Consider the following 23,531-nt stretch of genomic DNA (forward strand, 5'->3'; position numbering starts at 1 on the left):
AATGAAATTCTTGAAATGATTAAGAGTGCAAACATCGATTATTGTGCAAGATGAAGATGGTGAACCTTTCGGTTGGTAGTTTTTTTGTGACTTTATTTTCCTTGCTTATTCTTTTTTTCTTTCTACCATAGGGAATGTATCAACTTAAATTTGTCATTTTATAAAAGGATTTTTGTATGTCAAACGAAACATTTCGTACCGAGAAAGATTTATTAGGTACATTGGATGTTCCTAATGAGGCATATTATGGTATTCAAACATTAAGAGCGATTAATAACTTTAAATTAACGGGGGTTCCGTTATCTCATTTCGCTCATCTTGTGAATGGGCTTGCTTTGGTAAAATGGGCTGCGGCTGCGGCTAATCATAAATTGGGTTATTTATCCGATAAAAAATATAATGCGATTGAAAAAGCATGCCAACGTATTGTGAATGGTGAATTTCACGATCAATTTCAAGTAGATATGATCCAAGGTGGAGCAGGGACTTCAACCAATATGAATGCGAATGAAGTCATTGCCAATATTGCTTTGGAAGAAATGGGACATCAAAAGGGTGAATATCAGTATCTCCATCCAAATAATGATGTGAATATGGCGCAATCAACGAATGATGCGTATCCAACTGCTATTCGTGTCGGATTCTTATTGGGTTATGATACGCTGCTTGAGTCACTTTCTAAATTGAGAGATTCTTTTGCTAAAAAAGGCGAGGAATTCGCACATGTGATTAAAATGGGTCGTACACAATTGCAAGATGCTGTACCAATGACCTTAGGACAAGAGTTTCATGCTTTTGCAACGACGTTGACTGAAGATTTAGAACGTATTCGTACATTGGTACCTGATGTATTATGTGAAATTAACCTTGGTGGAACGGCAATTGGTACTGGGATTAATGCTGATCCACATTATCAAGCATTAGCAGTCGAGCATTTAGCAAAGATTACAGGTCATAAGCTAGTTCCTGCAACAGATTTGATCGAAGCAACTTCTGATATGGGGGCTTTTGTCTTATTATCTGGAATGTTAAAACGCGCAGCCGTCAAATTATCCAAGATTTGTAATGATTTAAGATTATTATCCAGTGGTCCAAGGACAGGGATCAATGAAATTAACTTGCCCGCTCGACAACCAGGCAGCTCTATTATGCCAGGAAAAGTAAATCCTGTTATTCCCGAAGCGGTCAATCAAGTGGCATTTACTGTGATTGGAAATGATTTGGCACTGACATTGGCTGCTGAGGGTGGACAGTTGCAGTTGAATGTGATGGAACCTCTGATTGCTTATAAAACTATGAGCTCTAGCATTCTGTTAATTCGTGCAATGGATATGTTGAGAGAATTATGTATTGATGGCATTACAGCGAATGTAGAACATTGTAAAAACCTTGTTGAGCATTCAATTGGTCTAGTTACAGCGTTAAATCCCTATATTGGGTATGAAAATGCCACACGCATCGCACGTAAGGCGTTGGAAACAGGCAAAGGGGTTTTGGAACTCGTTCGTGAAGAAAAGCTCTTAAGCGAAGCTGAACTTGAAAAAATCTTAAAACCTGAAAATATGATTGCACCACATTTGGCTTTGACTGATCTGAAGCATTAGAGGCTCTGTTTGTGACAGGATTGCACTCTATTTCTTACCTGTTGTTATAAGCTCAGGTAAGAAATAGCGTTTTATTTTTTATCGATATCTTTGAATTAATGTTATATTTTATACTCGGATTAGGTATATAATTACCTCTCTTGATTTCTTTGAGCAGGTTAGTAGCAATTTATGATTATCTCTATCATCATTATTATATGTTTAATTTTTCTGAATGGTATTTTCGCCATGGGGGAATTGGCATTAATTTCTAGCCGAAAAACACGTTTAGTCACGATGCAACGCCAAGGCGTGCGTGGGGCAGATCGTGCCATACGATTGATGGAGGATCCACACAGTTTTTTACCGACAATCCAAATAGGAATAACCATTGTTTCAATTTTCGAAGGTGCGTTCGGAGGAGCAAGGCTTGAGGCTGCTTTAAGCCGATGGCTCAGCACATTTCCTGTGATTGGTCCTTTGGCTGATGATATTTCTATTTTTGTGGTTGTTTTGGTAATTACGTTTTTTATGCTGGTTTTTGGAGAGTTAATCCCCAAACAGCTTGCGTTACAAGACCCAGAAGCAATCGCTGTTCGCTTGGCAAGAACCTTTGAAATTATGTCCAAGATTGCTGCCCCAGGCGTATGGGTCTTGGGAAAATGTTCAGAGGCGATTTTAAGATTATTACGCCGTCATAAAAATGTTCGTGTTTCCGTAAGCGAGGAAGAGTTAAGGGCGTATATTGCTGAGGGCGCACAAACTGGCATCCTTGAAATTGAAGAACGCAATATGATCGAGCGTTTGCTTCGTTTAGCAGATCGCCCTGTTCGGGCGTTAATGCGCCCAAGAAATGAGATCGTGTGGGTGGATCGTTCGGCTTCTGTGCAAGAGTTAAAAAAGACTTTGCTGAACGCGCAGTATACGCGTTTAGTAGTATGTGAAGGTGGTATCGATAATCCATTGGGGATTATTACAGCGAATGACGTCTTAACGATGTTATTACAAGGCAAAGAATTATCAATTGATGTTTGTTTGCAATTACCTTTGGTGGTTCCGGATAGCATGTCGGCATTGGATGCGTTGGAACGTTTAAGAGCCGATGTGTTGGGTGTTGTTTTAGTGTTGGATGAATATGGTTCTTTCGAAGGAATAATCACAGTTTCCGATATTTTTAAAGCTATTGTTGGTGAAGAAAACGAACCGTTGGATGCACCACGATTAGAAGCGGGTGGAACCAACGAATATTTACTAGATGGGACAACATTGGTTGACGGCGTAAAAGACCAATTAAATTTGGATGATTTGCCTGGTGAGGGGAGTTATCACACATTGGGCGGATTGATCTTGGCTTTATTACGTCGTGTGCCTGTCACTGGTGATAAAGTGGTGTTTTCTGGTTGGTTATTCGAGGTGATTGAAATGGATGGCAGGCGTGTGACGAAAGTCCAAGCCAGTCGGCAGGCTGTTGCACAGAACTAACCATATTGTATATGAAGCTATTAAAAAAGGCTTTCCTCGTTGAATAAAAAAGCCTTTTTTATGTTAATGAATTGTTACTGATTTCATAATGTGTTTTTCGTTTTCAAAACAAGGCCATTGATTTTGCATCAAAGAATTCAATGAAGGTCTTGGGAGATCAAGTTCTTTAGAATAAATCCATAAATAGGTTAATGCACGATGCAAATAATGTCTGGTTTCAGTGACAGGAATTGTTTCCATAAATAATAAAGGATCATGTTGATAGTCGGCTATTTCCAGCCATTTATTAATCATAGAAGGACCTGCGTTATAGCTGGCGAGCATATGTAATAAATTGCCACCATGATTATCTTTTTTGTTGGATAATTCTGCTAAATGTTCCAAATAAAGCTGTCCAATTTCTAAATTAAGTGCTGCATTTTTAAGCTCTGAAGGATAATTTAGCGAAACATTATCTTGTTTTTTGGCGATATATTGAGCGGTAACAGGCATGATTTGCATTAATCCCATTGCTCCATTTTGGGAGATGGCTTTGCTGTTAAAGTTTGATTCTAATCGCGTTAATGCATAAACAAGCGCTGGATTCATTTTAAATCCATGTCTTGGTGTTAATTTAGGCAACGGCAAGGCAACGTTGCTTTTGACCGTTTCTTCGTGATGGGTTAAAATGGTTTGTAATTGGTCAGAAAGCCCTTTGAAATTAGCAGCTTTGGCGACCAGTTGAATGGAGCGGGACAAAGCAATATTATGATTGCTTTGCATCCATAATTGTCTAAGGACGATTTCTGCTCTTTCCCTTTGTCCGACTTGTATCAAAGCAAATAAACGTTTTCCCAAAGGCGTATCTTCTACCGCACTGATGTCGGCATTACTTGCTGTTTCGGTTAACGAGGATTGTGCAGAAAGGCTTTTTTTGTTTTTTCGCAACGTTTCTTGGGCTAAAATTCCATAGAATGTCAAAGGCGCATTGGCAGCCTTACGCAACCAAACTTGATATCCATTGGGATCATGTGCGTGTAAACGAGTGCGTGCTGCCCAAAAGAAACAACCTGCTTGGATGTGGGGTGCGGTTATATCGGCATGAGAGGCTTTGGAAAATAGGTAAAAAGCCAAGTCATTATCATTTTGTTTCCATGCGATGAGACCCGCAACATATCCTGCCAATCCTATGCGCCCTTTGGAAAGGGAAAATGCTTGTTGTGCAATACGCAGTGCGTCTTCATCTTTTCCAATAGAGAAAAGCTGCTGCGCAATTTCAGCTTGTAATTGAGCTGCGTATAGATCCGTCATGCCCGAAGTTTTTTTGATGAGTTGTAAGGCGCTTTTAGCTCCTTTTACCCCCAAAGTACTACGGGTAAAGATGGTTTTATCCAGTAAAGGATTTCTTTTAAAAGGCGTGATAATAGGGTCTGCTTCTGTTGGCATTGGCAATGATGCTTGTGTCACATCTGCTTTTAGAACAGGGAAAGAATGATCTATAGAAATGGTTGTATTGGTTGGGTTTAAACTGTTCAATCTTTTGATGATTTGCGAAAAATCGGCATAAGTTGGAAAGTTTTTCAACCATAGTTTTAGCTGCCCAGTATTTGGGGTAAATTGAGGGTTAAGATAACGCTCGGCCAAAATATCGCCGAGCAACAAATTGTCTGAAATCGCAATGGTTTCAGACTGAGCTGTTTTGAAGTCCCCTTGACGTTGCAGATCAAATATGTGGCGAATACGCCGAGCATCCAACCCATCCAATGGGCGAGGAAACCGAACTGAACCATTACTGCCACTTGACGAAGAACGAGTGGTTGAAACGGTTACATCTTCATATTGATCTTGTTGCTGAGGTGTTTGCGCTCTGATTGTAGAGGCGGAAACACCTGCCAACAAGGTTGCACTGGCCACCAAAGCCCGAACAACCGAAGGGGAGATAGAATATATCCCTTGCATAATGCTTCAATATGTAAGTTATTTGTTCAATAAATCAAGTTTTTAATTATAAGAATTAAGGTGTTGAATAAAATATAATAAACATATCAGTGGCTTATATGGAAAATTTTATACCAGTATCGCTAAGGGTTTTGCGGATATGTAAAAGATCATTCCAAGTTTCCTGTCTTATCTTTGCACTCGCTTGGATTTGCGAAGGATGACGCAAAGGGAATAATTGGAGTGTAATATGGGTTTGTGGAAGATGGATTGTGTGCCATTGCCCTTTTAATTGACTGATGGGGGCAGAGGTTTGCGTCAAAATACGTGCAGGTAGAATGCCAATACTGAATATAAATTGTGGTTTATAGAGTTCTAATGCTTTATAAAGAAATGGCAAACATGTAGCCAGTTCATTATTGGATAATTGTCGTCCCCCTGGTGGTCGCCAGGGAATAATCGGCATACGAAAACATTCCTCCAAAGAAAGATCAATGCTGTTTAATAGTTGATTTAACCAAAATTCAGACTGACCAAAGAAAACTTGCCCACTACGGTCTTCGTCAGCATCTGGTACTTCACCGATGATAAAAATACGTGAATTTGGATTTCCCTTTGGCAAAACACAGTGCATTGCCGTATTATGTAATGGATATTCTTTAAAAGAAGTAATCACTTTGCAAAGTTCATCTATATTTTTTGCTTGTAAGGGTTGATTTGGATGTTTTACAAGTGATTTGTGGTGCACAGAAGATGTTTTGATAACAGGGATTGAAGGGGTTGACTTTCTATCATCCAAGTGGTTTGTACATAGAGATGCAAGGGTTTCATCAACGCCCCATTCTGAATAAAGAGTTAAAAGAGATAAATGATCAAACATGTTGGGTAACGATCAATCTGAAGGTTGATTCAAATCCTGTTTATTGAAAAGATATACATTATGCAATGTCCTCGCTTTTTATGCACTATATTTTTATCGATTTCTATGGTTGCTGAATTTTCTTTGGCTGCACATGCTGTGCCTATAGCTCAGGATCCTGATCCTGTTTTATCTTTTGAGCATAAAACAGGCGGATATGGTGATTATCTGGCTGCTGTATTTGCTGCCAGAACCGATGATAGTGACATGGCGTCTCGTCTTTATCATAATGTTTTGTCTTTACGCCCAACCGATAATGATTTACGTCGAATCACTTTTTATCACAGCGTGTTGGCAGGAAATGACCTTGCGGTGCAATTGGCAAAAACGCAAAAAGACCCCATTGCTGATTTGATCATGGCGAATGATGCGATTTTGAAGGGACAATGGCAAGATGCGTATCGCTATGTTTCCCATCCTCCCATGGATGTCTTTAGTCAAATTACCTATCCATTATTACAGGCTTGGTGTTTGTATGGCGAGGGTAAAAAAGATCAAGCTTTGGCGATGCTTATTAAAAATAGCCAAGGGAAGCCATTATCTGCTTTATATACCTTACATACGGGTATCATGTATGCTTTGGCTAAGGATAATGATAAAGCGGGTGTTTATTTTGAAAAAGCCAATAAATCTTTTCCTGGTGAAGACATGCTCTTAACACAGGCTTATGGCAATTGGCTTATTGAGCATCACAGGGCGGGTAAAGCAGAGGCCATGGTAGGGAATTTGGTTAAAAACTTATCGTTTTTAGAGGTTTCTGCACAAGATATTAAAAATAATCTGCAAAAATTTCCCTTAAAAAATGCACCACAAGCAATCGCACAAGTTTATTTAGCAATGGCATCTTTGTTACAGCAAGATCTTGCTTCTCAATTTCCTGATAGTAATATCGATCAAAATCTTGCCAATAAAATTGCGTTACATACTGAACAAATTTTTTTGCGCTTGGCGTTAAAGTTAAATCCAGAATTGTCTTCTGCAAAAATGATGCTATCTGGGATTTTAGCACAAGAAAAACATTTTGAGGCAGCCAGAGATATCCTCTTACCCATTGCTGCCAATGATCCATTAAAGACTGTGATGCAATTACGTGTTGCGCGTTTGAACGCATTGTTAAATCATAACGAGCAAGCTGAAAAAGAAATCAAAGCCCTTATTCAAGAATATCCTTTGTCCCCTGATATTCAACAGGCGTTGGGAGATTTATATTTTGATGAAAAACAATATAAAAAAGCCGCCGAAGCCTATACTGCAGTGTTAGAGCTTACCCAATTAATGGATAGCAGTGTTTGGCCAGTATTTTTTGCGCGCGCAGCCTCTTATGAGAAATTAAATCAATGGGATAAGGCAGAAAAAGATTTAAAACAAGCCTTGGTTTTTGCACCGAATGAACCCATGTTGTTGAATTTTCTAGGATATTCTTGGGTTTTAAAAGGTAAAAATACCCAAGAAGCACAGGAAATATTACAAAAAGCTGTTGATATTGCCCCAGATGAAGGCGCTATTAGGGACAGCCTCGGATGGGCGATGTTGGTTAATAACCAACTTGATGATGCGGTAAAGCAATTAGAGCTTGCTGCGGAAACCATTCCACAAGATCCAGAGTTAAATTATCATCTTGGGGTTGCTTATTGGAAAACAGGACGGCATCAAGAGGCAATTAATCAATGGAATGTGGCGTTAACTTGTTCGCCTACATCTGAAGAAAAAGAGTTGATTTTAAAAGCATTGCAAAGTGCTAAAGAAAACAAAGATATACCCGTTATTACTCCAGAAAAATAAAATCAAGGATATTTCCAATGATGCAAGAAAAAGCATATGCAAAAATTAATCTTAATTTGCATGTCACCGGAAAAAGAGAGGATGGGTATCATTTGTTAGATAGTTTGGTTGTTTTTCCTGATGTTGGGGATTACGTAACAATCATGCCAGTAGATAGTGAGCATGTTGATTTGGTGAGTTTACAGATGACCGGTCCATTCTTTGGATCATTACAACATGAAGATTTAAAGAATAATTTAATTGTCAAAGCAGCATATCAATTGGCAACTTATGCTGACAAAGACTTACCACCTGTTAAATTATGCCTTGAAAAGAATTTACCTGTTGCTTCTGGAATTGGTGGGGGTTCTTCTGATGCTGCGGCAACATTACGGTTATTAATCAACTATTGGGATATAAATATATCCCAACAAGATTTGGCTCAAATGGCTTTAAAGTTGGGGGCAGACGTTCCTGTTTGCCTAACCCCTGTTGCGCAACGGATGGAGGGAATAGGGGAAACGCTTTCCTTTTTACCAGAAATGCCTCAGTTTGGAATGGTGTTGGTCAATCATGGGGAAGCCGTTTCAACCGCCGAGATTTTTCGTAAGAGAGAGGCTCATTTTTCAGGCTATATAGAGTCTATAACTGAGTTAAATAATTTTGAATCCCTGATTGGGGAATTATCAAAATTAACCAATGATTTGCAACCTCCTGCTTGTGCGTTAAATCCCAAAATCACGACTGTGCTACAAGCAATAGAGAAATTGCCTTTGTGCCGCCTATCCAGAATGAGCGGGTCTGGGGCAACATGTTTTGGGCTGTTTGAAACTGCACAACAAGCAAGCTACGCAGCAGATTTATTAGCACAACGATATCCTTGGTGGATTTGGGGGGGTGAGGGCAATGTTAAATAGCGACAGGTTTCTATTGTGTTAATTTTATAATAACGATATTCACTATTTTAATAATAAGGTAGAGAAAGAGAGTAAAATGGCTATTGATATTAATATTAAAATCTCTGAGGATCGCACGAAAACAACCTTAACGTTTTCTGATGAGAATAACCCAGGATCAAAAGTAGATCTGACTCAAGCAGAATTAGAGGACCTGATCCGTGTATTGGGGATAGTGAATTGGTCTATGGCTGATGGAAAGCCCATTCCTGACATTAAGGGTGCAAAAATAAAGCCTGCCTATCAAACAAAATGGGCAATACAAAAGGATCAAGATACGACAGGAACGTTACTAGCGTTTCAACATCCTGGTTATGGTGCTGTTGGGTTTGTCTTGTCCGATCAACAAACCAAAGACTATACAAAAGCATTGCAAAGAAGTTTAAAAGTCAAAAAAATCAAGACAACCTAAACTATAGAAACCTATTTATATTGCAAAATAGGTTTCTATAGCGTTAACGTTGAAATTGATTAAATATATTTAAATGCTAGAACGCCGCCGAGCAGTAAAATACAAAAAGCAGTAGCAACCCAAATCATGCGCTTTTCTATAAAATCTTGAATAGGAGGACCAAATTTATAAAGCAGTGCAGCTTCTGCAAAAAAACGTATTCCGCGTGTGACTAGGCTGGCAATCATAAAAGGCATAATTGAAAAATGTGCAGCACCCGAAGCAATGGTGACGAATTTATAAGGAATAGGGGTTAATCCTTTGATTAAAATGATCCACACACCATAATGATTGAATTTCTCTTGTAAATTCAGAAGCTGCTGTTCGGCATGATAAAAATGGACAATTGGCATCGCCAAATATTGCAGCAAAAATGCGCCAATAATCCATCCCAATAACCCACCAAAAACACTGAAAAAAGTGCATATGGTTGCGTAAAGCCATGCCTTGTGTCTTTTTGCCAAGATCATAGGGCATAATAAAACATCAGGAGGGATGGGAAAAAAACTGGCTTCGGCAAAAGCAATACAAGCAAGCCATATGGTTGCATAACGGCTGCCAGCTAATTGGATAGCACGTTGATAAAGACGGTTAAGCATAAAATTATTCCTGACTATCAAAGAATCAGTATAGTCCTGCCATGTTTATCTTTGATCCGCAAGGATTTAAATAGGTTGTAAGGTGCTTATGCAATCAATGTCACTTTTGCACATAGACCATTGGGGTGGCGATTGCTCAAGGTAATATCTCCACCTTGTCCGTGAATAATATTTCTTGTGATTGATAATCCTAAGCCAGTCCCTCCTGTTGCTCGATTGCGACTGGTTTCCATACGAACAAAAGGTTCAAAAACGTGATCCAATGCTTCTTCGCTAATCCCTGGTCCGTTGTCTTCGATTAAGATAATGATCCGTCTATCATGATGTGGGTCTTTGGCTATGGGTAATTGTTCTATTTTCAAAGTAACAGAAACATTTCCTGCATAATGTAGCGCATTTTCCATTAAATTTTGCAAGGCGCGTTTTAAACTAATGGGGCGGGCTTTGGTGGTAATATGTGGGGTTGGTTCACACAAAAAGATATTGTCTTTTTTGTCAGGATGTGTTTCTTGTAATTCATGAATTAACGTTTGTAATAGCTTTGTTAAATTCAGAGAGACAATAGGTTCATGGCGTGTGCTGTCTTTGCCAAAATCGAGTGTGGCTTTAATCATACTTTCAAGTTCATCCAAATCAGCAATAAATTTCTTTTGTAATTTGGGATCATCAATAAATTCAGAGCGTAATTTCAGGCGTGTGATGGGGGTTCGTAGATCGTGACCAATTGCGAGTAAAAGTTGGGTACGATCATTTACAAAACGATTAATACGATGCGCCATATTGTTAAAGGCTCTTGCTGCGCGAGCGACTTCCAAAGGACCCGTTTCAGGTAGAGGTGGCGCATTGACATCTTGTCCTAATCTTTCAGCGGCGGCAGCTAAGGTGCCAACAGGGGCAATTAATCTGCGCACACCCCAAAATGTTAATAACCCTGTTGCGGTTGCCATAACGAAAAAAGCAATTGGAAAAGTGGCTGATGTAAAAGGGTTAGGAGAGGAAAGTGTATAGCTGATATTTAGCCATTTATTATCATCAGGCAGTTGAAAAGCAATAGCACTGCGATGGGTATCTCGGTCAGAGGCGGCAATAATTTCTTTGGGGCGTAATTCTGGTGGAAAGAGAACCGTAGTCAGTAAATGAGATACGGTTTGTTCCAATTTTTGAGAGCGCGGTGTAATTTTTTGTAAGTCTGGTTGATTAGAAAGAAAAATGGTAAAACCATGCATTGGATCGAGGTCATTGATTTCATCAATACGATCGACGCTATCAACCTCCGAAATATCACGATAGATTGCGGTGGCGCGGTTGGCGGCTTCTTGTTCTTGGGTGATGCGGTCAAAGTCCAGTCGATCTAAGGTATGAATCATTAACCCGCAAGCCTCTACCAAACCGATGCCAACGATAAGGAGCAACCCCGTTCTAGCGGCTAACGAAGAAGGCCATAACCGCCATTTTTTCGATGATTGTTTAGACATGACGGACGGGGACGGCGATGACATATCCCCCTCTATGAACGGTCTTAATGAGTTGAGATTGTCGTCCGTCATCTTGTAATTTGCGTCTGAGACGACTAAGGGTCACATCGATCGTGCGATCTGTTGGGGGAAGTTCATGTCCGTACAGGATTTCAGAGAGCTGATCTCGTGTGACAATTTTGGGTGCATGTTCCAAGAGCGCCAGTAAAAGATCGTATTCTTTTCCTGTCAATGGGGTTTCTGTTTTATCCAAATGCAATAATTGACGTGAGGTTGTATTTAAAATCCATTCCCCAAATTGAATCGATTGCTTTTGTTGATGGTCTTTTGATTGAATTCTGCGTTGCGAACGATGCAAGACAGAGTGAATACGTGCAAGTAACTCTCTAGGATTAAATGGTTTGGAGACGTAATCATCCGCCCCTAATTCCAATCCAATAATTCGATCTGTTTCTTCACCCATGGCGGTTAACATGATAATGGGGATATCATCTTGCTGCCTTAACCAATGGGCAATCTCAAAGCCACTTTCACCTGGCAGCATTAAATCTAAAATCACCAGATGATAGGTGTTTTTTTTCCAAATTTGTCGTGTTTGTTCACCATTATAGGCATGGCTTACTTCAAAATGATGACGTTTTAAGAATTGAGAGAGAAGTTCAACAATTTCATGGTCATCATCGATAATTAATAAATGTGCAGGATGTTCCATTGCTGATCCACTATGTTTTTTTGAGGATATATTCGTAAGAATTTTTTTATGAAAGTAAAGATATTTAAATTTGTTTTTTGTCAGTATAAGTTAAATATAATAAGGGATAAGGTCTATTTTGCTGGTCATGATCTGTACGATGTGTTTGTTGAAAGTCTAGATGTTTGTAAAAATCAACGGCTTGAGTATTCTGTTCGTTAACAGTGGTTGTTAAATGAGCATGCTGTGATAAAGCATGCGCAATCAGTGCCTTGCCAATACCTTGTTTACGCAAAGTATGGTTAATAAATAAGGCTTCTATATGATTTTCGTTTAAAATCATAAAACCAGTAATTTCTTTTTGTGCGTTCATTGCTAAAATAACTGGTATATTGGGTATAAAAGAAGAAAGCTCTTGATGGATAAGATGAAAGTCTTCATTTGATAAAAAATGATGGGTTGCTTTAATCGTATCATGCCATAGATTAATAATAGCTTGGCTATCTGATGGTGTTGATTGACGAATAGTAATGGTCATCATAGTGCCTTTGATTCTTTTTAAGGTAGTATTGGATATTATCGTGTTTAATGCGTTTTATAAATTTATTATTGAGTAAGGACTTTAAAATGATTGATGAAAAAACACCAACTGAAACATGGGATCAGTTAAAGAATAACGAGAATACGGTGTTAATTGATGTTCGTACACCTCAAGAGTGGGAACAAATAGGTTATCCTGATCTATCATCTTTGAATAAAAATATTTTAAAGATCAGTGTCCAAAATATTTACGGGGAACGAAATAATAATTTCATATCAGATTTGACAGAATCTGGTTTAAAACCAGAACAAACACTTTATTTTGTCTGTCGCTCTGGCAAACGCAGCATGCTTGCCGCAATGCTGGCGCAACAAGCAGGGTTTTCCCATGTCATCAACGTCCAAGATGGCTTTGAAGGTCCCACAGACCCAACAGGTCAAACGGGTAAAATTGCGGGATGGTTGGCTGAAAAGCTGCCTGCGATTCAGCCAATATAGTCTTTAATTATTTATGTGATGCTGTTTCAGCGTCATATAATACTTCCAGCACAACGCACCAAGGGTAACGAGAATCATAGCTGGTGCCGTTTGGATCAGCAAGTTTCCCTGATGTATCAACAGGCACATGAGTCAAAGCCACAGAATCATCGACATTTCCGCCAATGATACTGATTTGACGTCCAAAAGGTTGTCCATTTTCATTGACAGACACGACAATACCGCAATGTGCTGGAAACATGTAACCCGTAGGTAAACTAGAGAAACGGATACTATCTCTGTTTTTTCCACGTGCGGTACAAATCATATCTCCAAGTTTAGGCGCATAGTTGGCTGGGTCTTGAGCACGTAGGATTTGAGATTCTCCAGAAGCTGCCGCATTAATATAGGTGGCATGGTTAGGAGAGTAGGGGAAACGATTATTTGCACCTGCAATACGCATCACGTAAGAGAGGAACGCCGCAGACCATGCATAATGTCCGTCATTACGGAAATTAAATACAGTGCCATTGGAGTTATGTTTGCCTGTATAGCTGCCTTCGGGCATGCCTGGATCCATACCAATCCACCAATACTCGCCAACACGTTGCCATAGACCAGGCATGCGCTCGGCTTTGAAATCTGGTACTTCTGGTTCGGGATGTTGTAACGGATCGTAATCTGCAACGGGTTGACCAAATAAACGCCATTCACGCAAAGCAATTGCAACGGCTTCTTGTCTTGCAAAAGGTTCAAAATTATTCGTGGCAAAATCAGGGACACGATCATCATAATATGATTGTTGCTGTTGAGGGGATGTTCCCCTTGGATTTGTATGAATTTGTTGATTAGAGGGACCACCACAAGCGGTTAAAAATCCCAATATAATGAACGGTGACAACTTACGAATCATGTTTTTATTCAATCATCTTATAAATAAGGCGTTAACAGATAGGAAGGGTGTATTAATAAGTATCCTTGTGTAAAATAGTTTTTACTTTTTTAAAATGATTTTTATTTACCAGAATACAGCATTATAAAAGAATTGTTGCTTTTTAGCACTTTAATATATCATGAAATATTATATTCTATCTGATTATCATGTATTTTATGATCTATTTTTAATTTATATATAGTTAAGGTTTTTTCATGATTGTTGCTCGTAATTTACAAGAATTTTTACAAGCTAGAGCTGGGTTTAATGATTATTCTGTGGCATTGGTTCCAACAATGGGGGCATTGCACGAAGGGCATATGGCGTTGGTTAAACGTGCCAAGGAGCTATCTCATTATTGTATTGTAACAATATTTGTCAATCAATTACAATTTGATCAACAAGAAGATTTTAGCCGTTATCCCAAAACCGAAGAACGTGACATTCAGTTATTGGAACAGCATCACGTTGATTTGGTGTGGTTGCCAAGGGTGGGAGATATCTATCCAAAAGATTTTGCCACCCATATTACAGTGGGTGGTCCTTCTTTATTATGGGAAGGGGAAAAAAGACCAGGGCATTTCTCAGGGGTTGCAACGGTTGTTTATCGTTTTTTTTCTTTGATAAAACCGCATGTTGCTTGTTTTGGGGAAAAAGATTGGCAGCAATTGCAAGTGATCCGCAGAATGGTCGAAGATTTAAATATTCCTGTTTCTATTTTTGGCGTGCCTATTGTTAGGGAAACAGATGGGCTTGCAAAATCATCTCGGAATCGTTTTTTATCACAAGAAGACCATCAAAAATCAGCTTTATTATATAAAGTGTTAAAGGAAAGCCACCAAAGATTATTGAGCGGTGATAGTGTTACAGAAGTTCTAAAAGACGCTGTGCAACAATTATCGGACAATGGATTTGAAGTCGATTATTTTAACGCTGTGGATGGTCAGACTTTGTGTAAAATCTCAGAGTGGCAACAAAATGCACGTTTGATTACAGCAGCCAAGTTAGGATCCGTTCGCCTATTGGATAACATATAAGACAATAAAAAAACCTTGTTTCGTATAACAAGGTTTCAACAGCCATCTGGATTAAAATTATTCTACAGGAAGGTCGTCCCGATAGATTTTCTCTTTTCTCTCGTGCATTTCTTGTGCTTCGATGGATAAGGTTGCAACGGGACGTGCTTCCAAACGTTTCAAACTGATTGGTTCGCCAGTGACTTCACAATAACCGTAAGTGCCATCGTCAATTTTTCTGAGTGCATGTTCAATTTTCGAGAGGAGTTTCCTTGCGCGATCATGCGTTCTTAGTTCCAATGCACGATCTGTTTCAGAGCTGGCTCGATCATTTAAATCAATATCAGCAGGGCGGTCTTGAGAGAGATGGTTTAATGCTTCGTTTGAATCGTTTAAAATCGAAGCGCGCCACGCTTCTAATTTTGCCTTAAAGTATGCGAGTTGACGAGGATTCATGAACTCTTCGTCATCAGAGGGTTTGTAGTCATTTTTAAATGAAATCGTATTCATATATTAAGTACCTACGTTGTGCATATAGTGAAAATTGATAGATATAGAAGATTACCCTTACTCTTTGTTTTTTAAGGGTTATAATATCAACAGCATCTTACGCCAAGAAAAAAATGTAATTTTAATGAAAAAAACTTAATCTACGAAATATATAAGGCAAATATGCCTGTTATATTAGATTTTATTATAATTATTTTAAGTATTTATTTATTCTATATTAAAACGACTGGAGCATTTAAATAAATCCCATTTTATTTAAGAACGCTCTACTGGCTTTGACATCTTGTAAACTGCCATCCGCATGACGGGGATCCCTTTCTTGCTCAATAGTAATAAATCCTTCATATTTTATTTGTTTCAAAGTTGTGTAAATAGATGGGTAATCCAATATGCCCTTGCCAATAGGACACATGACCCCTTTGGCACATGCGTCAAAAAAGCGGATTTTTTCTTGCATAACGTCGTTAAAGACAGATATATTAATATCTTTGAAATGGATATAATCAATACGATCTTGATAATGTAAAAGCGTTTTGACGGGATCCATACCCGCATAATAGGTGTGACCTGTATCAATACATAATCCAGCGATTTGAGAATCAATATCTTGGACAATTTGTTCGATTTCGTCTGAAAATTCGATATATCCGCCCGCATGTGGGTGGATAACGGTACGAATGCCATAAATATCAAACGCATGTTTTGCGATTAAAGTGATTGTTTCTGTCATTTCTTTCCACTCATCTGGGGATAACCGTGGGGCACGATCACTATGCCCTGCGGCGTAATCGCGAACATCATGCCCCCAATCCATAATTGTTAAATAAGGGGTAGGGTAATGTTGATTCGAGTACCGATTCGGTTGAGGAAGTTGTGATAATAAGTGACAAATATTATCGGTTTGGAATAATAATGACTGACGGTTTGATACGGACACAAGATCGCTAAAAATAGTTCCTGCGATAATAAACAAATCATATTGATTAAGCACATTAGAGATAAGGGGGACATCCAAAGGTAAATAACCGTATGGTCCCAACTCTAGCCCTTTATACCCTGCCAAAGAAGCCTCTTTTAATACCCGTAACCACGGTGGTAAATAGGGATTTTTGGGATCATCGACCCCCCAACAACATGGTGCCGTTGTAATAGATATATTGAGAGGCTCAACTATTGTCATTATTTTATATCTCTGAGCAAGGTTGATATTATAGCCAAGATAATGATATATAAGATGAATGACAAAACACAGCTTTGTTACAAAATAGGAATTATAGACACATTGTCTGGAAAATAGTATTATTTTTGTAAAAAATGTATTTATAATAAAAAAAGACTTGTGATTCATAAGATAAAGGATCATATAGTAACCCAATTATGACGTCAGTCATTTGTTTCATGGAATATAGAGTGATTAAAATTATTTTAGCCTTGGTTAAAGTAAGTAAGAGTTAATTTTAGTCATAGGAAATATATTCTACTTTTTCGAATTCGTTTGGCCCAAGGGGGCGTAATGCCCAACAGGCTATCTACTGGTTTAGGGGTACGTTGATGAACGCACTTGCTCAACTGGGGATGGTCTCGGAAGTTCCGAGAAGTAACCAGGTTTCGGGTGATCTTGCATATAATATGGAAGATCGCAAAGATTATTTTATTGTTAGAGACGGTATGCGTTTTGCGGGGACACATTTGCTTGTGGATCTGTGGGATGCGACGAATCTAGATTCTCCTGAAGAAATAGATCGCGTTTTGCGCGAGGCAGCAATTGTTGCGGGTGCAACAATTTTGCATAGCCATTTCCATCATTTCTCTCCGAATGGTGGTGTGTCAGGGGTTGTTGTGTTGGCAGAAAGCCATATTTCAATTCATACATGGCCTGAACGTAATTTTGCGGCTTTGGATATTTTTATGTGTGGTTCATGCGATCCATATACATCTATTCCTGTATTGCAACGTTTCTTTAAGCCAGAACGCATCGTTCTGGATGAACAAAGACGTGGAAAAGAGAATCTCTAGGCCAGATAATTGATCGGCGAGAGTTACAGATCAATGAAAGCTGGGCAACGATATTGTCCAGCTTTTTTGTATTTGAAGATAGTGAAAAGGACAACTCAATGTCTAAACAATGGATAGATGAAACACTTTATGATGAATGGAAGCAAAGCTTTCGTGTTGATAAAGAATTAGCCCATAAAAAATCTGAATTCCAAGATATTCGTATCATTGAAAATGATTTTTATGGACGCGTATTGTTGCTTGATGGTGCAACGCAAATTACCGAAAAAGATGAATTTGTTTATCAAGAAATGTTGGCACATGTTCCTTTGTTTGTGCATGGTCATGCCAAACGCGTGCTGATTATTGGTGCTGGGGATGGGGGTGTTTTGCGTCGGGTTTTACAACATCCTGATATTGAAAAAGTAACGATGGTTGAAATTGATGGGGATGTTGTATCTCTATCAAAAGAATTCTTGCCCAAGATTTCTGATGGTTGTTGGGATCATCCAAAAGCCGAAGTGATTATTGGTGATGGTATTCAATATGTTGCCGATGCCAAAGATGAAAGTTTCGACGTTATTATTGTAGATAGCACTGACCCAATTGGTGTTGGGGAAGTTTTATTTACAGATGCATTTTATCGTGATTGTGCGCGTATTTTGACAAGCCAAGGATTGATCGTAAATCAATGCGGTGTTCCCTTTATGCAAGCCGATGAGTTGCGTGAAACCAGCTTACGTCGGGCGAAGTTTTTTTCCTATGTGTCTGCGTATGTTGCGGCAGTTCCAACTTATGTTGGTGGCTTTATGACTCTTGGCATTGCGGGTAAAGGGGAAAACCTTACACGTCAATCGGTTGATGTGATTACTGAACGTGCGCAAAAAGCGAATATTTTAGGCAAGACAAGATATTGGTCACCAGAGGTTCATACTGCCTCTTTTTGTCTGCCTCCATATATTCAAGAGCAACTCCCCTAAGTTATTATAAAAGAATATTAGAATACATTAAAGATTTCTAATATTCTTTTCACGGGTATATGTATTGAATTCTTTTGCTACAAACGCTCATATTTCTTGATGAAGCTATATGTGATTTAGTCATTTTTGAGTGTCACTATAATGTGTGTTATGGTGTATCTCGTTTTATTTTTTATAAAATCTTGTGGCTATCATTAATTACCCATAAATTTAAAAATATAGTATCATATCGTAATATTAGTATTATAGGTGGGGTTTCATATTAAAATTATTGTATAGCTACTGCCTGAGAACGGGGGAAAAGAATGAGTCAAGTCATAACCTTGCTGACTGTTTGTATCATTATTTTGGTAATGGTAGCAATTTTTTATTCATTGTGGGATATTCTAATGGGGCGTTGGTCGGAAAAGAAACGTATTCAAAGGCAGCTTCAGGATCAAGATGAATTTGATAATAGTTAAATGATCCAAACAATGACAAACAAAGAAAATATTGTTAAACGAGGTAAGTTTCAAATTGGTTTAATGCGACATCCTCCTGTGGATGTGCCTGTTGGGTTGTGTTATGGGCATACCGATGTTGCTTTGAAAGAGGCGTGGGAACAATTTGCGGTTTTGCCTACGGATTTTCAAAATGTGACAATATATACTTCTCCAGCAACGCGCTGTTTAAAATTGGCTCAAAGCATTGCTGAACGATATCGGCTTTCTTATCAAATAGAGGATCGTTTGTTAGAGTTCCATTTTGGCGATTGGGAAGGTAAGTTATGGGATGATTTGCCTAAATCCTTGATTGATGAATGGGCAAAAGACCCTTGGGGATGGAACGTGCCAGGGGGAGAGAATGGTCAGGAACTATTCGATCGTGTTTCTGAAGTTTGGCAAGAAATTCACAAAAAACAAGAAAATGCGTTAATTGTATCGCACGCAGGGCCTCTTCGCTTATTACGTCAAGTAGCAATGGATATAAAGCCCATAGAGTTGTTAGGAGACTTACCTGATTTTGGAAAGCTGGAGACTTTTGATTTTTAGATTAAAATAAAGCAATAAAGATCGTGCTGAATACTAGAATTCCAGTTGCTACAAAAACTTGTATAGCGCCTAAAATATCGCCTGTATATCCTTGAATATGACGATATGATAATAAACTTATTCCGATTGTAATGATAATTGCTAGTAGAATATAGGCTATTGCACAAATTGGTGGAGCTAATAAAAAAGTAACAATCAATGTGACTAGAGTAGCAATGATTGTTGAGGGGAGTGCCGTGTTTTTTAATGTGCTGGCCAACCCATCATCTCTTGCTGGTTGACTTATATAAATAGGTAATAAGATGCTCATCCTTGATAGAATAGCAGTGATGATTAAAATAGGAATGGCTTTATAAGAATACTGAACGAGGAAAGCGAGGCTGCTGGCTTGTAATCCCAATATAATCAAGAGTGTTAAAACACCATATGTCCCTAAACGACTATCTCGCATGATGGATAGCTTGTGTTTTTTATCTTTGCCTCCACCAAATCCATCTGCCATATCTGCCAGCCCATCTTCATGTAAACCTCCAGTTAATAATAACTGAAACCCAATGGTTAAAAATGCGATAATCCAAGAAGATGGAAAATAATAAGATGTGGTGAAAAAGAAAATGCCGTTCATAGAACCTAAAATGAGGGATACCAATGGCCATGTCCAAATGGCACGACCAAAGGAGAATGGAAAATCAGAGCGATAAAGCCATTGAACGGGCAATCTGGAAAAGAATGAAAGCCCGCAATAGAGATCAGCATGAATTTTCCTGTAAATTAAGCTCATGACTGTGGAGGGGGAAGCCCTGCATCTTGATAGCTATTCATCCCTGTATAGCAAGCTAAAGCCCCTTTAAGTAAAGGCACAACGGTTGCAGCACCTGTCCCTTCGCCTAAACGCATGTTAAAAGCAATCAAAGGATACAACCCTAAATTACCAGCAAGGAGTAAATGTCCTTTTTCAGCAGAAAGATGGCTGATTTTAGTATGGTCTAGTCCTGTCGGATTTAATTTTTGCAAAGCAGCAATGGCAGCAGTGCACACAAAGCCATCTAATAACACAGGAATATTTAGATGACGCGCGGCAAGGGTTGCGCCTAATATAGCGGCTTCTTCGTATCCACCTAAGAGCCTGCAAATTTCTAAAGGATCAGTCAGTGCAGCTTCGTGTAAAGCTAATGCTTTGTCAACGGCTTGTTGTTTACTGGTGATATATTCTGGTGCGTTGCTGGTGCCTTTGCTGACCCATTGCGCACCATCGCCACCAAATAAAGCAGCGCTGAGGGCTGCGGCTATGGTTGTATTGCCAATTCCGACTTCGCCTAAGCAAAGTAAATTAATATTAGGGGTAACCGCATTATATCCAGCTTCAACCGCTTGTAAAAATTGTTTTTCTGTCATGGCTGGGGCTTGAGTGATATTGGCGGTTGGCTCAAGATTATTAACTGGAATAACGCGTAACTCGGCATTGGCATTTTTGGCAAGTTGATTAATTGCAGCGCCATTTTGATTAATTTGTGCAATCATTAATTCGGTAATAGTGGAGTTATAAGGGGTAACCTTTTCTTCCGTTACGCCATGATTACCTGCAAAAATCATAATACATACACGGTCAAGGGTTGGCTCAGCTTTGCGTTGCCATGCAGCCAACCAGCCTACTAAATTCTCTAACTCTCCAAGGCTGCCAGAGGGTTTTAATAATGTGTTTTGCTTTTTATATGTAGCTTGTTCACTGGCTTCATCTTTGGAAGGGAGGTCCAAACATGCTTGTCTTAATTGTTCTAATGTTTCAAAATTTTTCATGGTTGTAATGCAATACTATGGAAAAAACAGCCTGTAATTAAATTTCTACGCCCACCTTCTGTTCCTAATGGATTTCCAGTGCCGTCGGTCAACGTAGCATAGGGAAGATCATGTCCTGGGTCAATGACTGTCGCATAATGAAATTCATGCCCATGGATCACTTCTTGTTTAGGGGTGTTGAGGAATGCACGACGATAGCCCAGATGGATTTTGCGTTTTTCATAACTACAAGAATGGCTGAGCAATCCTGCCATTGGATAGGTCACACCGTCTTTATCAGTTAAAGTCTTGCCCATCACCATATATCCTCCACACTCCCCATGCACAGGATGGGTCAGAGCAAAGGATTGTAACCCTTTGATAAAGAGATCGGCATTCGCCAGTTGTTCAGCATAGAGCTCTGGATAGCCACCAGGAAGCCAACAAGAATCACACTGTTTAGGAGGGGCCTCATTATTCATAGGAGAGAAAAAGTGAATGCTGGCCCCTTGGTCTTGCCATCCTTTGAGAATATGGGGATAGATAAAGCTGAAAGAAATATCTCTTGCAATCGCGATCCGTTGGCTTGGTGGGGGCAGGGCAATATAGGATGAAGGCGCGGGCATAGAAAGCGTTGTATCCAGCTCTAGGATCGCATCAATATCAATATGTTTCTCTGCAATATCTGCTAAATGATTTAAATGAAGCTCAAGATTTTGATGTTCTTCAGCTTGGATTAACCCCAAATGCCGTGCAGGTAAATGGAGTGTTGGATCACGAGGGATCGAACCAAGAACGGGGATATGAATCCGTTTAAAAGCAGCCTCGGTGCTGGCGTGATGTCTGGGGGAGGCAACATTATTGAGAATAACGCCTTTGACTTGAATATTGGGATTGATAGTGGCAAAACCATAGGCAATCGCAGCCGCAGATTGTGCTTGCCCAGAAATATCCATTACTAAAATAACAGGGAGTTGATAGCGTTCTGCAAGGTCAGCCCCGCATCCTCTGTGACCGTCTTTGGTTTCAATACCATCAAAAAATCCCATAGAGGACTCGATAATCGTAAGGTCAGAGCCTTGTAATGTGGTGGCTAATAAATTATCCAATAAAGGAACAGGCATTGCCCAGCTATCAAGGTTAAAAGAAATTGCGTTGGTGGCAACCCTGTGAAAAGCAGGATCAATATAATCAGGTCCAGATTTTGCAGCACGGACGTTGATGTTTCTGCGTTTTAATGCAGTCAGTAATCCCAAGGTAATTGTGGTTTTTCCACTGGCAGATTTTGGGGCAGCGATAATGAACCCCTTTGCGTTTTGCTCAGAATGCGTCATAGTTTGCTTTGAAGGGAATATGAATGAATCAAGAAAATCAACCATTACGGTATGGATGGTCAACAGGGGCTTGTGCAACGGCTGCTGCCAAAGCGGCTTATCTTGCTATATATAATGGTTTTTTCTTGGATTGTGTAGAGATTACCTTACCCTCAGGGAAAAAAGTTTCATTTTCTTTATTCAAAACCCAAATGATTGATAAAAATTGTGCGATTGCTTCGGTTATTAAAGATGCTGGCGATGATCCAGATGTGACGCATGGTGCTGAAATATGGGTACAAATAAAACGATTAGGAAAAGGTCAAGGAATTCTTTTCAAAGCAGGCAAAGGGGTGGGAACAGTTACGAAACCAGGTTTGCCTTTGGCGGTGGGTGAGCCTGCGATTAACCCTGTGCCACGCCAGATGATTGTGAGTGCCTTATCTGAAGTTTACGATGATCCTCATGTTGAGGTGACTGTTGGTGTAACGAATGGTGAAGCAATCGCATTAAAAACAATGAATCCTCGGTTGGGCATTTTGGGTGGACTATCGATTTTAGGGACAACAGGGATTGTTGTGCCTTTTTCATGTGCAGCATGGATTGCGAGTATCCATCGTGGAATTGATGTGGCGCGGGCTGCACGTTTGGATCATCTGATTGCTTCAACGGGTAATGTTTCAGAGGTTGCAGCCCAAAAGATTTATAATCTGCCTGATAGCGCGTTAATAGAGATGGGAGATTTCGCTGGAGGTGTTTTAAAATATATTAAAACCCATTCAGTCAAAAAATTAACGCTGGCGGGAGGGGTTGCAAAAATGACGAAACTTGCTCAAGGGCATTTGGATTTACACTCCAAACGTTCTTCTGTGGATATAGAGTTGTTGGCTGAATGGGTGGCACAGCTTGGTGCACGCCAAGAAATGGTTGAACAAGTTAAGAACGCCAACACAACAGCTGAGGTTTTTTCTTTGTGTCAGGAGCAAATTCCTTTAGGTGACTTTATTGCCCAAAAAGCATTGCAGATCACAAAACAAGCACTTGATCCTGTATTGATTGAAATTGAAATATTGCTATTTGATCGGCAAGGTAAAGCGCAAGGTAAGGCTATTGGGTAATGAATAT

24 protein-coding genes are annotated in these 23,531 nt (G+C 39.4%); 12 read left to right on the forward strand and 12 right to left on the reverse strand.

The window, feature by feature from the left end:
* The first annotated feature begins 176 nt into the window (after positions 1-176).
* Together aspA and QJV33_RS07710 are read left to right on the forward strand one after the other, a co-directional pair.
* Entirely contained in the window at positions 177-1,604 is a 1,428-nt protein-coding gene (aspA, locus tag QJV33_RS07705) for an aspartate ammonia-lyase (protein WP_281462774.1), read from the forward strand.
* A gap of 171 nt (positions 1,605-1,775) precedes the next feature.
* Positions 1,776-3,065: a hemolysin family protein gene (locus QJV33_RS07710; protein ID WP_281462775.1), complete on the forward strand. Its 1,290-nt coding sequence runs from the start codon at positions 1,776-1,778 to the stop codon at positions 3,063-3,065.
* Between the two features lie 63 nt (positions 3,066-3,128).
* Here the strand turns inward: QJV33_RS07710 and QJV33_RS07715 are convergent, their stop codons facing one another.
* Complete coding sequence (locus QJV33_RS07715; protein WP_281462776.1) at positions 3,129-5,003, reverse strand: lytic transglycosylase domain-containing protein; 1,875 nt, start codon at positions 5,001-5,003, stop codon at positions 3,129-3,131.
* A 94-nt stretch (positions 5,004-5,097) separates the two neighbouring features.
* Positions 5,098-5,862 (reverse strand): uracil-DNA glycosylase, encoded by a 765-nt coding sequence (locus tag QJV33_RS07720; RefSeq protein ID WP_281462777.1) that lies wholly within the window; start codon positions 5,860-5,862, stop codon positions 5,098-5,100.
* Between the two features lie 60 nt (positions 5,863-5,922).
* Here QJV33_RS07720 and QJV33_RS07725 point away from each other — a divergent pair, with 60 nt between their 5' ends.
* The 3 genes from QJV33_RS07725 (at position 5,923) to QJV33_RS07735 (ending at position 9,030) form a co-directional block, all read left to right on the forward strand.
* Positions 5,923-7,683, forward strand: coding sequence for a tetratricopeptide repeat protein (locus tag QJV33_RS07725; protein ID WP_281462778.1), 1,761 nt, complete (start codon positions 5,923-5,925; stop codon positions 7,681-7,683).
* 17 nt (positions 7,684-7,700) lie between these two features.
* Entirely contained in the window at positions 7,701-8,579 is an 879-nt protein-coding gene (locus QJV33_RS07730; protein WP_281462779.1) for a 4-(cytidine 5'-diphospho)-2-C-methyl-D-erythritol kinase, read from the forward strand.
* 76 nt (positions 8,580-8,655) lie between these two features.
* Positions 8,656-9,030, forward strand: coding sequence for a hypothetical protein (locus QJV33_RS07735; protein WP_281462780.1), 375 nt, complete (start codon positions 8,656-8,658; stop codon positions 9,028-9,030).
* 59 nt (positions 9,031-9,089) lie between these two features.
* Here QJV33_RS07735 and QJV33_RS07740 read toward each other — a convergent pair whose 3' ends face one another.
* The 4 genes from QJV33_RS07740 to QJV33_RS07755 all read right to left on the reverse strand — a co-directional run bounded on the left by QJV33_RS07740 (position 9,090) and on the right by QJV33_RS07755 (position 12,375).
* Positions 9,090-9,668: a YqaA family protein gene (locus tag QJV33_RS07740; protein WP_281462781.1), complete on the reverse strand. Its 579-nt coding sequence runs from the start codon at positions 9,666-9,668 to the stop codon at positions 9,090-9,092.
* An 86-nt stretch (positions 9,669-9,754) separates the two neighbouring features.
* A complete protein-coding gene (locus QJV33_RS07745) occupies positions 9,755-11,167 on the reverse strand; it encodes an ATP-binding protein (protein ID WP_281462782.1) in 1,413 nt (470 codons plus the stop codon).
* On the reverse strand, positions 11,136-11,855 hold the full coding sequence (locus QJV33_RS07750) for a response regulator (protein WP_281462783.1): 720 nt from the start codon (positions 11,853-11,855) through the stop codon (positions 11,136-11,138). The genes QJV33_RS07745 and QJV33_RS07750 overlap by 32 nt, the downstream gene beginning before the upstream one ends.
* A 64-nt stretch (positions 11,856-11,919) precedes the next feature.
* Positions 11,920-12,375: an acetyltransferase gene (locus QJV33_RS07755; RefSeq protein ID WP_281462784.1), complete on the reverse strand. Its 456-nt coding sequence runs from the start codon at positions 12,373-12,375 to the stop codon at positions 11,920-11,922.
* Between the two features lie 86 nt (positions 12,376-12,461).
* Between QJV33_RS07755 and QJV33_RS07760 the strand changes: the two genes are divergently transcribed.
* Positions 12,462-12,872 carry a rhodanese-like domain-containing protein gene (locus tag QJV33_RS07760; RefSeq protein ID WP_281462785.1) on the forward strand — a complete coding sequence of 137 codons (411 nt, stop codon included), beginning with the start codon at positions 12,462-12,464 and terminating at the stop codon, positions 12,870-12,872.
* Between the two features lie 7 nt (positions 12,873-12,879).
* On the opposite strand, the gene QJV33_RS07765 is transcribed toward QJV33_RS07760, so the two are convergent.
* A complete protein-coding gene (locus QJV33_RS07765) occupies positions 12,880-13,764 on the reverse strand; it encodes a DUF2272 domain-containing protein (RefSeq protein WP_408869653.1) in 885 nt (294 codons plus the stop codon).
* Positions 13,765-14,000: 236 nt separating this feature from the next.
* Here QJV33_RS07765 and panC point away from each other — a divergent pair, with 236 nt between their 5' ends.
* Positions 14,001-14,822, forward strand: a complete 822-nt coding sequence (panC, locus tag QJV33_RS07770) for a pantoate--beta-alanine ligase (protein ID WP_281462786.1) — start codon at positions 14,001-14,003, stop codon at positions 14,820-14,822.
* A 57-nt stretch (positions 14,823-14,879) separates the two neighbouring features.
* Here the strand turns inward: panC and dksA are convergent, their stop codons facing one another.
* Both dksA and QJV33_RS07780 read right to left on the reverse strand, forming a co-directional pair.
* Positions 14,880-15,311, reverse strand: coding sequence for an RNA polymerase-binding protein DksA (gene dksA, locus QJV33_RS07775; RefSeq protein ID WP_281462787.1), 432 nt, complete (start codon positions 15,309-15,311; stop codon positions 14,880-14,882).
* A gap of 235 nt (positions 15,312-15,546) precedes the next feature.
* Positions 15,547-16,491 carry a sugar phosphate isomerase/epimerase family protein gene (locus QJV33_RS07780; protein ID WP_281462788.1) on the reverse strand — a complete coding sequence of 315 codons (945 nt, stop codon included), beginning with the start codon at positions 16,489-16,491 and terminating at the stop codon, positions 15,547-15,549.
* Positions 16,492-16,862: 371 nt separating this feature from the next.
* Between QJV33_RS07780 and speD the strand changes: the two genes are divergently transcribed.
* The 4 genes from speD (at position 16,863) to QJV33_RS07800 (ending at position 19,317) form a co-directional block, all read left to right on the forward strand.
* Positions 16,863-17,327, forward strand: coding sequence for an adenosylmethionine decarboxylase (speD, locus tag QJV33_RS07785; RefSeq protein WP_281462789.1), 465 nt, complete (start codon positions 16,863-16,865; stop codon positions 17,325-17,327).
* Between the two features lie 98 nt (positions 17,328-17,425).
* Entirely contained in the window at positions 17,426-18,286 is an 861-nt protein-coding gene (speE, locus tag QJV33_RS07790) for a polyamine aminopropyltransferase (protein WP_281462790.1), read from the forward strand.
* A gap of 305 nt (positions 18,287-18,591) precedes the next feature.
* Complete coding sequence (locus QJV33_RS07795) at positions 18,592-18,747, forward strand: hypothetical protein (RefSeq protein WP_281462791.1); 156 nt, start codon at positions 18,592-18,594, stop codon at positions 18,745-18,747.
* 12 nt (positions 18,748-18,759) lie between these two features.
* Positions 18,760-19,317 carry a histidine phosphatase family protein gene (locus QJV33_RS07800; protein ID WP_281462792.1) on the forward strand — a complete coding sequence of 186 codons (558 nt, stop codon included), beginning with the start codon at positions 18,760-18,762 and terminating at the stop codon, positions 19,315-19,317.
* A gap of 1 nt (position 19,318) precedes the next feature.
* Here the strand turns inward: QJV33_RS07800 and cobS are convergent, their stop codons facing one another.
* The 3 genes from cobS to QJV33_RS07815 are packed head-to-tail and all read right to left on the reverse strand — an operon-like array spanning position 19,319 to position 22,427.
* Positions 19,319-20,098 carry an adenosylcobinamide-GDP ribazoletransferase gene (gene cobS, locus QJV33_RS07805; protein ID WP_281462793.1) on the reverse strand — a complete coding sequence of 260 codons (780 nt, stop codon included), beginning with the start codon at positions 20,096-20,098 and terminating at the stop codon, positions 19,319-19,321.
* Positions 20,095-21,114, reverse strand: coding sequence for a nicotinate-nucleotide--dimethylbenzimidazole phosphoribosyltransferase (locus tag QJV33_RS07810; protein WP_281462794.1), 1,020 nt, complete (start codon positions 21,112-21,114; stop codon positions 20,095-20,097). The genes cobS and QJV33_RS07810 overlap by 4 nt, the downstream gene beginning before the upstream one ends.
* On the reverse strand, positions 21,111-22,427 hold the full coding sequence (locus tag QJV33_RS07815) for a cobyrinate a,c-diamide synthase (protein WP_281462795.1): 1,317 nt from the start codon (positions 22,425-22,427) through the stop codon (positions 21,111-21,113). The genes QJV33_RS07810 and QJV33_RS07815 overlap by 4 nt, the downstream gene beginning before the upstream one ends.
* Positions 22,428-22,450: 23 nt before the next feature.
* Here QJV33_RS07815 and QJV33_RS07820 point away from each other — a divergent pair, with 23 nt between their 5' ends.
* Positions 22,451-23,524 carry a cobalt-precorrin-5B (C(1))-methyltransferase gene (locus QJV33_RS07820; protein ID WP_281462796.1) on the forward strand — a complete coding sequence of 358 codons (1,074 nt, stop codon included), beginning with the start codon at positions 22,451-22,453 and terminating at the stop codon, positions 23,522-23,524.
* Positions 23,525-23,531 lie beyond the last annotated feature (7 nt).

The organism is Commensalibacter nepenthis (genome assembly GCF_029953305.1).
In the GTDB taxonomy this organism is placed as follows: Bacteria; Pseudomonadota; Alphaproteobacteria; order Acetobacterales; family Acetobacteraceae; genus Commensalibacter; species Commensalibacter nepenthis.

Coding starts and splice junctions, on each gene's coding strand:
- QJV33_RS07750 (WP_281462783.1), bottom strand. CDS start 11,855: ATGGAACATCCTGCACATTTATTAATTATCGATGATGACCATGAAATT.
- QJV33_RS07710 (WP_281462775.1), top strand. CDS start 1,776: ATGATTATCTCTATCATCATTATTATATGTTTAATTTTTCTGAATGGT.
- QJV33_RS07815 (WP_281462795.1), bottom strand. CDS start 22,427: ATGACGCATTCTGAGCAAAACGCAAAGGGGTTCATTATCGCTGCCCCA.
- QJV33_RS07735 (WP_281462780.1), top strand. CDS start 8,656: ATGGCTATTGATATTAATATTAAAATCTCTGAGGATCGCACGAAAACA.
- QJV33_RS07720 (WP_281462777.1), bottom strand. CDS start 5,862: ATGTTTGATCATTTATCTCTTTTAACTCTTTATTCAGAATGGGGCGTT.
- QJV33_RS07730 (WP_281462779.1), top strand. CDS start 7,701: ATGATGCAAGAAAAAGCATATGCAAAAATTAATCTTAATTTGCATGTC.
- QJV33_RS07800 (WP_281462792.1), top strand. CDS start 18,760: ATGACAAACAAAGAAAATATTGTTAAACGAGGTAAGTTTCAAATTGGT.
- aspA (WP_281462774.1), top strand. CDS start 177: ATGTCAAACGAAACATTTCGTACCGAGAAAGATTTATTAGGTACATTG.
- QJV33_RS07820 (WP_281462796.1), top strand. CDS start 22,451: ATGAATCAAGAAAATCAACCATTACGGTATGGATGGTCAACAGGGGCT.
- cobS (WP_281462793.1), bottom strand. CDS start 20,098: ATGAGCTTAATTTACAGGAAAATTCATGCTGATCTCTATTGCGGGCTT.
- QJV33_RS07780 (WP_281462788.1), bottom strand. CDS start 16,491: ATGACAATAGTTGAGCCTCTCAATATATCTATTACAACGGCACCATGT.
- QJV33_RS07745 (WP_281462782.1), bottom strand. CDS start 11,167: ATGTCATCGCCGTCCCCGTCCGTCATGTCTAAACAATCATCGAAAAAA.
- QJV33_RS07740 (WP_281462781.1), bottom strand. CDS start 9,668: ATGCTTAACCGTCTTTATCAACGTGCTATCCAATTAGCTGGCAGCCGT.
- speD (WP_281462789.1), top strand. CDS start 16,863: ATGAACGCACTTGCTCAACTGGGGATGGTCTCGGAAGTTCCGAGAAGT.
- QJV33_RS07810 (WP_281462794.1), bottom strand. CDS start 21,114: ATGAAAAATTTTGAAACATTAGAACAATTAAGACAAGCATGTTTGGAC.
- QJV33_RS07760 (WP_281462785.1), top strand. CDS start 12,462: ATGATTGATGAAAAAACACCAACTGAAACATGGGATCAGTTAAAGAAT.
- QJV33_RS07725 (WP_281462778.1), top strand. CDS start 5,923: ATGCAATGTCCTCGCTTTTTATGCACTATATTTTTATCGATTTCTATG.
- QJV33_RS07755 (WP_281462784.1), bottom strand. CDS start 12,375: ATGATGACCATTACTATTCGTCAATCAACACCATCAGATAGCCAAGCT.
- panC (WP_281462786.1), top strand. CDS start 14,001: ATGATTGTTGCTCGTAATTTACAAGAATTTTTACAAGCTAGAGCTGGG.
- speE (WP_281462790.1), top strand. CDS start 17,426: ATGTCTAAACAATGGATAGATGAAACACTTTATGATGAATGGAAGCAA.
- QJV33_RS07795 (WP_281462791.1), top strand. CDS start 18,592: ATGAGTCAAGTCATAACCTTGCTGACTGTTTGTATCATTATTTTGGTA.
- QJV33_RS07765 (WP_408869653.1), bottom strand. CDS start 13,764: ATGATTCGTAAGTTGTCACCGTTCATTATATTGGGATTTTTAACCGCT.
- dksA (WP_281462787.1), bottom strand. CDS start 15,311: ATGAATACGATTTCATTTAAAAATGACTACAAACCCTCTGATGACGAA.
- QJV33_RS07715 (WP_281462776.1), bottom strand. CDS start 5,003: ATGCAAGGGATATATTCTATCTCCCCTTCGGTTGTTCGGGCTTTGGTG.